Source organism: uncultured Amphritea sp., from assembly GCF_937127095.1.
Taxonomy (GTDB): domain Bacteria; phylum Pseudomonadota; class Gammaproteobacteria; order Pseudomonadales; family Balneatricaceae; genus Amphritea.
Map to the genome: position 1 here is coordinate 24,006 of NZ_CAKZLP010000007.1, position 9,661 is coordinate 33,666.

Annotated in this window: 9 protein-coding genes; 7 read left to right on the forward strand and 2 right to left on the reverse strand. The window is 45.6% G+C overall.

What is annotated here, in order from left to right:
* Positions 1-34 precede the first annotated feature (34 nt).
* Entirely contained in the window at positions 35-1,699 is a 1,665-nt protein-coding gene (locus Q0499_RS01145; RefSeq protein ID WP_299195055.1) for a formate--tetrahydrofolate ligase, read from the reverse strand.
* Positions 1,700-1,803: 104 nt separating this feature from the next.
* Entirely contained in the window at positions 1,804-2,997 is a 1,194-nt protein-coding gene (locus tag Q0499_RS01150; RefSeq protein WP_299195058.1) for a YbfB/YjiJ family MFS transporter, read from the reverse strand.
* Between the two features lie 124 nt (positions 2,998-3,121).
* Here Q0499_RS01150 and Q0499_RS01155 point away from each other — a divergent pair, with 124 nt between their 5' ends.
* From Q0499_RS01155 to Q0499_RS01185, 7 genes are all read left to right on the forward strand, one after another.
* The gene (locus Q0499_RS01155) at positions 3,122-3,907 is read left to right on the forward strand and encodes a helix-turn-helix transcriptional regulator (RefSeq protein WP_299195061.1); all 786 of its coding nucleotides are present in this window, start codon (positions 3,122-3,124) and stop codon (positions 3,905-3,907) included.
* A gap of 116 nt (positions 3,908-4,023) precedes the next feature.
* Positions 4,024-4,230 carry a hypothetical protein gene (locus tag Q0499_RS01160; protein ID WP_299195063.1) on the forward strand — a complete coding sequence of 69 codons (207 nt, stop codon included), beginning with the start codon at positions 4,024-4,026 and terminating at the stop codon, positions 4,228-4,230.
* Positions 4,231-4,253: 23 nt separating this feature from the next.
* Positions 4,254-4,832, forward strand: coding sequence for a dimethylsulfonioproprionate lyase family protein (locus Q0499_RS01165; protein ID WP_299195065.1), 579 nt, complete (start codon positions 4,254-4,256; stop codon positions 4,830-4,832).
* Between the two features lie 201 nt (positions 4,833-5,033).
* Positions 5,034-5,543 carry a hypothetical protein gene (locus tag Q0499_RS01170; RefSeq protein ID WP_299195068.1) on the forward strand — a complete coding sequence of 170 codons (510 nt, stop codon included), beginning with the start codon at positions 5,034-5,036 and terminating at the stop codon, positions 5,541-5,543.
* 56 nt (positions 5,544-5,599) lie between these two features.
* Positions 5,600-6,187 (forward strand): cyclin-dependent kinase inhibitor 3 family protein, encoded by a 588-nt coding sequence (locus Q0499_RS01175; protein ID WP_299195071.1) that lies wholly within the window; start codon positions 5,600-5,602, stop codon positions 6,185-6,187.
* Positions 6,147-6,842 carry a hypothetical protein gene (locus Q0499_RS01180; protein ID WP_299195074.1) on the forward strand — a complete coding sequence of 232 codons (696 nt, stop codon included), beginning with the start codon at positions 6,147-6,149 and terminating at the stop codon, positions 6,840-6,842. The genes Q0499_RS01175 and Q0499_RS01180 overlap by 41 nt, the downstream gene beginning before the upstream one ends.
* Before the next feature lie 150 nt (positions 6,843-6,992).
* Positions 6,993-7,400, forward strand: coding sequence for a DUF3800 domain-containing protein (locus Q0499_RS01185; RefSeq protein WP_299195077.1), 408 nt, complete (start codon positions 6,993-6,995; stop codon positions 7,398-7,400).
* Positions 7,401-9,661: the final 2,261 nt, after the last annotated feature.

The following is a 9,661-nucleotide window of genomic DNA, read 5'->3' on the forward strand; positions in this document are numbered from 1 at the left end:
CGAAAAGTTTGGCGTCATCAGGCCGTTGTTTTGGTTACTCCAGCCCTTCGATCACCCCACTTTTCAATAATCGCATCTTATTGGCGGCAGGCTCTTTCGGTAGCCCCGGCATGCGCAGGATATCGCCGGTCAGAATCACCAGAAATCCGGCACCGGAATTGATCTGAATCGCTCGCACGGTGACTTCAAAGTCTCTGGGTCTGCCATGCAGTAACGGGTCATCTGACAGCGAGCTGGGTGCTTTGGCGATACAGACCGGCAGATGGGTCAGTCCCAGCTGCTCGACCAGTTGCAGGTCTTTTGCCGCCTCTTTGGTAAAGGCAACATCATCCGCACCATACATCTGTTTGCACACCGCCCGCACTTTTTCCAGTACGGTCATATCCAGATCATACAGGGGTTTAAATGGCCGGTTCTGCGCCACTGAATCGATCACCGCCCGGGCCAGTTCAAGTGCCCCTTTGCCGCCATCGGCATGGTGAGTGGTCTCCGCGAATGCTACCCCCAGTTCGCTGCAGCGCTGACGAATAATAGCGACTTCGGCATCGGTGTCGGTGGCGAAACGGTTGAGCGCTACCACCGGTTGCTTATTGAACAGCATGACACTCTCAATATGTTTATCCAGATTGCCGAGGCCCAGTTTTACGGCGGTGAGGTCTTCATCGTCCAGCGCGCTTTTGTGCTTACCGCCATGCATCTTCAGCGCCCGTACGGTGGTTACCAGAACCACTGCATCCGGGTCCAGCCTGGCGATGCGACATTTAATATCGAAGAACTTTTCTGCCCCTAGGTCAAAGCCGAAACCCGCTTCTGTAATGGCCCAGTCGGCATATTGCATCGCCATGCGGGTGGCGATAACGCTGTTGCAACCGTGGGCGATATTAGCAAAAGGGCCACCGTGAACAAACGCCGGGGTGCCTTCAAAACTTTGCACCAGATTGGGTTGCAGCGCATCCCGCAACAGCGCCATCATCGCTCCGGTAATCTTTAGCTGCGCGGCATACACCGGCTCACCGGCATAGGTGTACCCGATCAGGGTGCGATCAAGACGCTGCTGCAGATCTTCAGCATCTTCGGCCAGACAGAGCATCGCCATCACCTCAGAGGCGGCGGTAATATCGAAGCCGCCCTCGCGGGGAGTGCCCTGCAGCTTGCCGCCCAGGCCCAGAACGATTTTGCGCAGACTGCGGTCATTCATATCCATCACCCGGCGCCAGACGATCTGCCGCGGGTCGATACCCAGCTCATTGCCATGATAGATATGGTTATCGAGTGCGGCTGACAGCAGGTTATTGGCGCTGGTGATCGCATGGAAGTCACCGGTAAAGTGCAGATTGATGCGGTCAGCAGGCATGATCTGGCTATAACCACCACCGGTGGCACCGCCTTTCATCCCTAGGCAGGGCCCCAATGATGGCTCCCGCAGGGCCATACACACCGACTCATTCAGTTGTGAAAATGCCTGTGCCAGACCAATGGTTGTCGTGGTTTTTCCCTCACCAGACGGTGTGGGGGTGGTGGCAGACACCAGAATCAGCTTGCCTGGCGTGCGGTTGCTGTGGGTTAACGCCCGCAGATCGACCTTGGCGATGTCGCGACCATAATGGCTGAGGTAATCACTCTCGATGCCCAGTTTTCCGGTGATCTCAGTGATGGGGCTGGGTGTGAACTGTAGCGCGATCTCGACATCGGTGGCCATAACTGACTCCTTCATTATCATCCACTTAACTAAACATGGGGATAAAACTGGCTGGCGTCAATTTATTCCGGGGCTTTTTCGTGTGAGTGTCATGGGTGATATCACTAAACACTGTTGCTGATCGCTGCCGATAGCTCAGCCCGCTGCTCGATTCTTTGTGCGATTAACAGCGCAACGCTACCACCTAACATGACGATCAGTGTCAGTATCAGGCCGTTGTTAAAGTTACCGTCATGCTCTGCCATCAGGCCCACTACGGCGGGAGCGATTACCTGGGCAATACCATAGCTGAAGGTGAGTCGGCTCATCGGCTTTGATGGATTGTCCGGGAATAGCCGCCCGACCATCGACAGCATCATACCGACGATACCGATAAAACTGGCGCCATAGATCAGGGCGCTGACAATCACGGCAATCAGGTCGTGGCTGAGTAACAGAATCAGAATGCTCAGCGCGTTGAGCAGGTAGGCGGCAAACAGGGCCTGCCACTGACCGGTGACATTGACGACTTTATCCCAGAGTGCGCTGGCTGGCGCGCAACTCAACCCGGCTACCAGCCAGATCATCCAGCCCTGGCCGGCCAGTGCTTCAATATTTTCAGCAATGGTGATCAGAAAAGTGGCTGAGATTACATATCCGGCACCGGCACAGAAATAGGCGAGTTGCAGAACCGGCATAAAAGAGGAGGGCATCGGGATCTGCCGGGTATGGTGTTTAGGCAGTGATTGCTCAGCACTGAAGTCCGGCAGCCAGACCCATACGGGCAGGATCAGTAACAGGGTAACGGCGCCATAAATCAGCCACTGTTCTTCCCAGGTGAATATATCTTTAATGATCACCGCGAGAATGGCGGTGATCACAATGCCGATACCCAGCCCGGAAAAGAAGATACCCAGTTCTGCTTTGTGATTGCGCTTCATTAGCCAGTGCATCAGTAAGCCACCTCCAAGCAGCATCCCGGCTGAGCTGCTCAGGCCAGACAGATAGCGCAGCAGATACCAGACCGGTTCGAGTGTCGTCAGGGCCATCGCCATGCTGGTGAGCACTGCGGTGAGCAGGCCGATTTTATAGAGCCGGGCTTTCAGTGCGAGGCTGTGGATAAACGAGATCAGCAGTGCCCCACTGAGATAGCCGGCATAGTTGGCCGCCGCCAGATAGCCCGCCACCGATTCACTCAGACCGACACCCCGGGCCATCTCCGGAATCATCGGCGTGTAGGCAAAGCGGGCGATGCCGATGGTGGCAACGACGCCTAACACACAGGTGAGTAGCATGCGAAATTTACTAATGTCTGGCATCTATAGTTCTCAGGCGGGTAGATGTAAAAGTTAACAGACCACAGGTTAACGGATACCTTTCCTGTTATCTTTCTATAAAATGACAGAATGTGTATAAAACAAGACAGATGATGGAATAGAGCTTATGACGAAGGATACTGCCCACGAACTGGGTCTGTTGGCGATGCAGTCCCTGCCCCGGGAACTGTATGTGCGTCAGGAAACGATGCCTGCCGGGCACTTTTTCCCGCCCCATCGGCATGACTGGCATCAGCTGCTCTATGCGGTATCCGGTGTGCTGGTGGTGGACCTGATCGGCGAACGCTATTTTATTCCGCCAGAGCAGGCGATCTGGCTGCCCCGGGGCTGCCAGCACAGCGTGTACACCGAGTATGGCGCTGAGCTGAAAAGTCTTTATCTTGAAGCGGACTATCAGGGCCTGACATCAGAAAAGGCGACGGTGCTGCAGGTAACGCCCTTGTTCCGGGAACTGATACTGACGGCAGCGGCGTTTGCGGTCGAGTACCCGATACAAGGCTATGAAAATGACCTGATACAACTGTTATTGCAGACACTGGAACGTCTCGAACGGAATGACCGATATCTGCCCTGGCCGGTCAGCGCAGATCTGATCAGCCTGTGTAACGGGCTTTACGAACAGTCTGACAGCAGTGCAACATCGGAACAACTGGCCGCTGAACTGGCGGTTTCGCTGCGGACACTGGACCGCCGTTTTCGCCGCGAAACCGGTATGTCAGTGAAACAGTGGCGGCTGCAGCTACGCCTGATGCAGGCGATAGAGCTGCTGAACACAGGGCAGAGCATCACCGCAATCGCATTGGAGCTGGGCTATAGCTCACCTTCACCCTTTATCTATATGTTCCGGGAGCAGTTCGGTGTTAGCCCGGCGCAGTATCGAAAGCAGAAGTAGAGTGTGCTGTTGCGATAAAGTCAGCGAAAAACTTACAGCAGCAATATATCCGCTGATCACCCCTGTGTTACTGTTCGGTCAGTAGGTTTCAGAATTCTTTACCGAGGGATTGAGCGTTGAAAAAGTTTGAGTTGCATCTGGATGCGGTGATCGTGGTCGCCCTGTTGTTTGTTCTGTCGCTGGGCGTGAACTATGTGCTCTATACCCTCTATTCTGCTGAGGCAAAGGCTAACGTCAAACTGCAGATTCAGAGCCAGGTCGATCAGCTCAATCTGGCGTCTATGCAGGCCTATATCGATAAGATGCAGGCGAAACAGCAATAGAGTCGCTTTTCAGAGGGGGTCTGATGGATAGTCCGCTTAACCGTTTTCGGCTGGAGTTACTAAGAGTGCTGAGCGGCGCTGTTGGATTATCGCCTGAGGCCTATAACACAGTAGAAGCGATCTGCCTCAGACTTGAACAGCAAGGTGATCTATCCCCGCTAACGCTAAAGACTAGTCCTTTGCATGATATTCTTCAGCAGGTGAAACAGAGCTATCCATCACTGCCAGTCGGATTACATTCATTGGCAGAATCTTTCTTCAACATCGCCGACTCTCTGTCCTGGTACAAAAGGCCAGCACCGGGTATGGAAGACTTTACGGCTGGCCATGCGAACGCTGATATTATAGGTCCGCGGGGGCTGGTGGTGCGTGATGATATTCAGGTAGGGGTGACTCTTATGCGACCGGGGTTAACCTACCCGGATCACCACCACCTTCCGGAAGAGGTCTATATCGTGTTGAGCGAGGGTTTCTGGCGGCAAAGCAACAATGCCTGGCACTCTCCGGGCCCCGGCGGCTTCGTCTATAACCCCGCTGATATTGTTCACTCCATGAGGTCTGTGGATACACCGTTATTTGCCCTGTGGTGTCTGAAACTATAAAAGGCCTGTTCCTTTTTTTGCTGTACATCAATTCTGACTTCCAGAACCTTGCACACTTCTTGCAATCCTCTCCTATCCGGGAGCTTCTTTTTAGTCATCAACAGGATGGTTGATTCATCACCTTTACCCTGAATGCTCCTGAGCCTATATCTGACGCTGTCTGGGGGAGGTCTGAAGTGTTGTAATGAAGACAGGAATGCGATGGAAAACATAGCGATACTGGAGGGTAAGCAACGTTACTTTTCCGACAATTTGTCGGACGAGTTGGGGCTGGTGCTCTATCAGGCGGCCAATCAGAGTGATCCTCTAGCAAAGGAAATCATTCTGCTGGACGCGATGCAACGCTGGCCTGACGCGCTGGATACCTATATCGCACTGTACAAACTTTACTTTCGAATTGCCCGGTATAAGGACTCAGAACGGCAGGTCTGGCTGACCCTGACCGAAGCGGCCCGTCAGGGTGGTTTCAGACGTAACTACCGTTTGTTAGCAAAGGACAGTGCTCCCTGGCTGGAAGACAAGTCCGTTGCCCGGCTTTATCTGTTCAGTCTTAAAGCGCTTGGGGTTATCCGTCTGAGACAGGGAAAGGTCGTTCGTGCCAGGCAGGTGTTGAGTAAACTGCTGGAACTTGACCCCACCGATGAGATCGGCGGCAGCAACTTTCTGCATATCGCTGAACGTTTTATTGAAGAGGAGATGGCGGGTGAATAGTCTTTCTGTGTTAAGTCTGCCGCTGACATTCTGTATCAATACGGGGAGAGCGTAAAATGGTAACCCGCACTAGTCAGTCCCATCCCTTGCAGATCGCCGAAGTCCGGGCGGCACCTTCCCAGGGCCGGATCGGCATCACCTTCTGTCCGGGCAAGCACGACCCGTTTGCGATCACCGGCGCCTGGGCGCGGGATCTCGATACCGATCTTGATCTGATTGCCGAGTGGGGCGCAACGCTGGTGGTCACCCTGGTGGAAGACTTTGAGCTTAAAGAACTTAAGGTGCCCAATCTCGGGCAGCAAACTCAGCGCCGGGGGATCGGCTGGCTGCACCTGCCCATTGCGGATTACTCTGTTCCGACAGAAGCGTTTGAGCAGCAGTGGGCCACCGAGGGGCGAGAGATCCGCAACAGGTTGCGCAAGGGTGAAGCTATACTGGTGCACTGTAAGGGCGGCCTTGGCCGCGCCGGGATGATCGCTGCACGGCTGCTGGCAGAGCTGGGTATGCCGCCTAAAGAGGCGATTAAAACGGTACGTCGTGCCCGTAAAGGTGCTATCGAAACCCCGTCACAGCTGACCCTGGTGCGACAAACCCAGGCTATCGATGACGAAGAGCAGCGCTGCGTCTGTGAATCCGTTGATTGATACCAACACCCTGCAACGGGTAGGCGGTCAGATCGGCAGCAACCCGGCCGGGGTTTTTCAGGACCGCAATGGCCAGCGCTACTATGTGAAATCGCTGGAATCGCCGATGCATGCCCGCAATGAATTGATCGCAGCAAGGCTCTATCAACTGGCTGGCGCCCCAACCCTGACCTATCTCAACAGTGTCGACCCTTGTCAGATCGTCACCGAATGGTTAACCCTCGACAAAAAAGTTATTGCGCACTTTAACGAGAGCGAACGCAAACAGGCGCAGCAATGGTTCGGCGTACACGCCTGGAGCGCTAACTGGGATGCCGCCGGGTTTGATGGCGATAATCAGGGCGTGGTCGATGGTAAAGTGATAACCCTGGATGTCGGTGGGGCACTGGCCTTTCGTGCCCACGGCGACCCCAAAGGCAAAGCGTTCGGGACTGCCGTGGAAGAGCTGAATGCATTGCGAACAGATGCAGATAATCTCCACGCCCTGAAGCTGTTCGCCGATATGACTGACGACGAGATTAAACAGGCGATCAGAGTGGTCACGCAGATCCCGGACGAACAGATCCGCCGGGTTATCCTCAACAGCGGCGGCAGTCAGAAACTGGTTGATAAAATGATCGCCCGTAAAGCATATATGCGGGGTTGGCTGGGGTAGGTGTTACGATCTCTTAAACGCCGATCCCTTCCAACTCTATACTCAACATCCAGGCATTTCGCATTTAATCAGAGTAGTATTTAACGCTAATGAGGTAACGCAGAGGTTTGCAAAAGCCTCATAGAAACTACAGCATCGAGGGTAAGAGTGTTGAACAAGGAAGAGCAGCAGTTACCGTTATTTGAGTTCGATAAAGCTAATATAGACGTTCATGCAACGAATTATAAAGTCGAGCAAGAATCCCCTTTTAGTAAGTACATTGTCTACGTGGATGAAAGTGGGGATCACAGTCTTCAAAGTATTGATCCGAACTACCCTATTTTTGTTTTAGCGTTCTGTGTTTTTCATAAACGGCACTACAGTGAAGCCATTGTCTCTGCACTTGAAAAATTCAAGTTTAATCACTTTGGGCATGACCAGGTCGTATTGCACGAGAATGAAATTCGTAAGGAAAAGGGGGTATTCAACATTTTCCGGAGTAAGGAGGAAAAGTACGATTTTCTCAACCAACTAACGGAGATTATCGAGTATAGCAATTTTATTTTGATCAGTTGCTGAAAAAGCCGAATGAGATTGATTCGAATCCGTATCACACTGCTTTAGGGTTCTGTATGGAAACTTTGTATGAGTTTCTGCAAGAGAAGGGGCAGCATGAGAAAAAAACACATATCGTGGTCGAGTGTCGGGGTAATAAAGAAGACAAAGAGTTAATCTATTAATAATGTAGTAAAGGAATTGTTAAACAAATAAAGTTTTAAAGATTTATAAGATTATTCTAATCCAAATAAAGCAGTAAAGTTTTTAATCAAATCCAAATCAATAAACCAATAAGATTAATAGTTAGAAGAATAGTTTTTAGAATAGAAAAATTTATAAGAAAAAGTCAAATTATTATCCAAATAATAAACATTATAAAATCTAGTTTAAAAGAGAAAATCAAAAAAATCCTTTTATTAAGAAACTGATGATGGAAATGTATAATGAGTAATATCAAAGGTATAACCATAAGAAGTAAGAAAAAAAAGTAAATATTATGTAAATTAGAATTATTCTTATGAATTAAAAATACCAAAAAAAGTAATAAAAATTGACTATTTTAACATAGATCCTAAAATGATACCAAATTAATGAGTTTAAGTAATTAAAGCACCATAATTACAAAAACAATCCAATATGTAAATTGATCAATATAAACAATAAAAATAAAAGATTTTCTAATAGATATTTAAAAATAAATAAAATATTCTTAACAAAATAATTGATATATCTGAAAAGACCAAAAAATGATTAAAAGCTAAAAAATCATAAAATTTATCATAACTTGAAAATGTATCCTTTAATGAATAGAATTTAAAATAAAAAAGTTATCTAATATAAGCTAAAGAATTCCTAAAGAATAAATACTTTTAATTAATTTAAGATTTTTTATTAAATTTTTATTTAAAATTTTATAATGAAAATCTCAAAAAGTTAAAAACCGAAATTTTAATAAAATAACTTTTTCTATATCAGTTAATAACCATCCTTATTTGAATAGACAAAGATTATTAATCAAAGTATTAAAAAACTAAAAGAAATCAATAATGATCTTAATAGTAACAGCTCTTTTAACAAATTAGTTTCTTTTAATTAATATAGTTTTCCTAAAACATTTGGTGATTAAGGTAATTACGATTATGAATCTTTATAGACAGAAATATAAAATCTATAACAAAATATACAACTGGAAAACCAATAGAATAATAACTTAAATAATCAAGTAAATTAGTTATAAAAAACAAATATTTTAAAAAGTAATTTTATATAAGAAAATAAGTATTTATTTGATAAGTAACAAAATCATATAAAATTAAATTCAAAAGATAATTCTCAACTTGAACCTAATCAGAATGATTAATCCATTATCTATGCATTAAAAGAGAAAATTTAAGACCTTAAGCTACAGCTTAACATAATCTAAACAGATAATAAAGAATTAAAAAAGACACCCATTTATTCCTAATACACAGAAACCACATAAGAAATTCAAGATATTTAAAAAGAACTTTCTCATTATAAAGAGAATCTAAAGGATAACAATCTTCTTTTTAAGAACTTTTTTATTTTTTAAGATGATACAATTTTTGATAGAAAAAAGACTTAAGGAAACTTTAAAATAAAAAGATGAGCCAAAACAAGTAAAAAAATCAATTTTAAACAAAGTGGTCAATACCAAAATAAGAATTAACTAAAAGTAGATTTTACTTTTAAGCATATATTAATAACACATATGAAAAGTATCAATAAGAATAAACTAAAAGAATTAATGTATACATAATCTTAAAAAAATACTTAAGAACAATCCGAGAATCACCTAAAGCATATTTTAAAGGAATAAGAAAAGTATTATTATTAATAGAAAGAATATCTTGGATATTTAAAGAACTCTTTTAAGATTCTACAATAAAAGAACAAATTTACATAAATATTTGATCAACAAAAAAAACTCATTTAAGAAAATGAGAACAAAAAAGCAGAAATAGAATATCTTAAACAAAAGATAGAACAAACAAGGACAGTTATAGAAGATAAATAAAAAGTTAAAAATCAACTTTGGTAACAATTTAATGAGTTACAAAACTAATACTAATAAATATAAAGAATATATTGTTTATAAATTTTAATATATTTTTATATATAATTAAACCATTAAATTTATTTTAAGAATTTTATTATCTAATTTGATTAGGTTATTGTTATAGCATTTTGCTTTGTGGTATATTGTTTAAATTACACCAGTTCTTAATGCTAAATGAAAAAGGTGACTTTATTTACCTTGG

Coding starts and splice junctions, on each gene's coding strand:
- Q0499_RS01145 (WP_299195055.1), bottom strand. CDS start 1,699: ATGGCCACCGATGTCGAGATCGCGCTACAGTTCACACCCAGCCCCATC.
- Q0499_RS01150 (WP_299195058.1), bottom strand. CDS start 2,997: ATGCCAGACATTAGTAAATTTCGCATGCTACTCACCTGTGTGTTAGGC.
- Q0499_RS01155 (WP_299195061.1), top strand. CDS start 3,122: ATGACGAAGGATACTGCCCACGAACTGGGTCTGTTGGCGATGCAGTCC.
- Q0499_RS01165 (WP_299195065.1), top strand. CDS start 4,254: ATGGATAGTCCGCTTAACCGTTTTCGGCTGGAGTTACTAAGAGTGCTG.
- Q0499_RS01170 (WP_299195068.1), top strand. CDS start 5,034: ATGGAAAACATAGCGATACTGGAGGGTAAGCAACGTTACTTTTCCGAC.
- Q0499_RS01175 (WP_299195071.1), top strand. CDS start 5,600: ATGGTAACCCGCACTAGTCAGTCCCATCCCTTGCAGATCGCCGAAGTC.
- Q0499_RS01180 (WP_299195074.1), top strand. CDS start 6,147: ATGACGAAGAGCAGCGCTGCGTCTGTGAATCCGTTGATTGATACCAAC.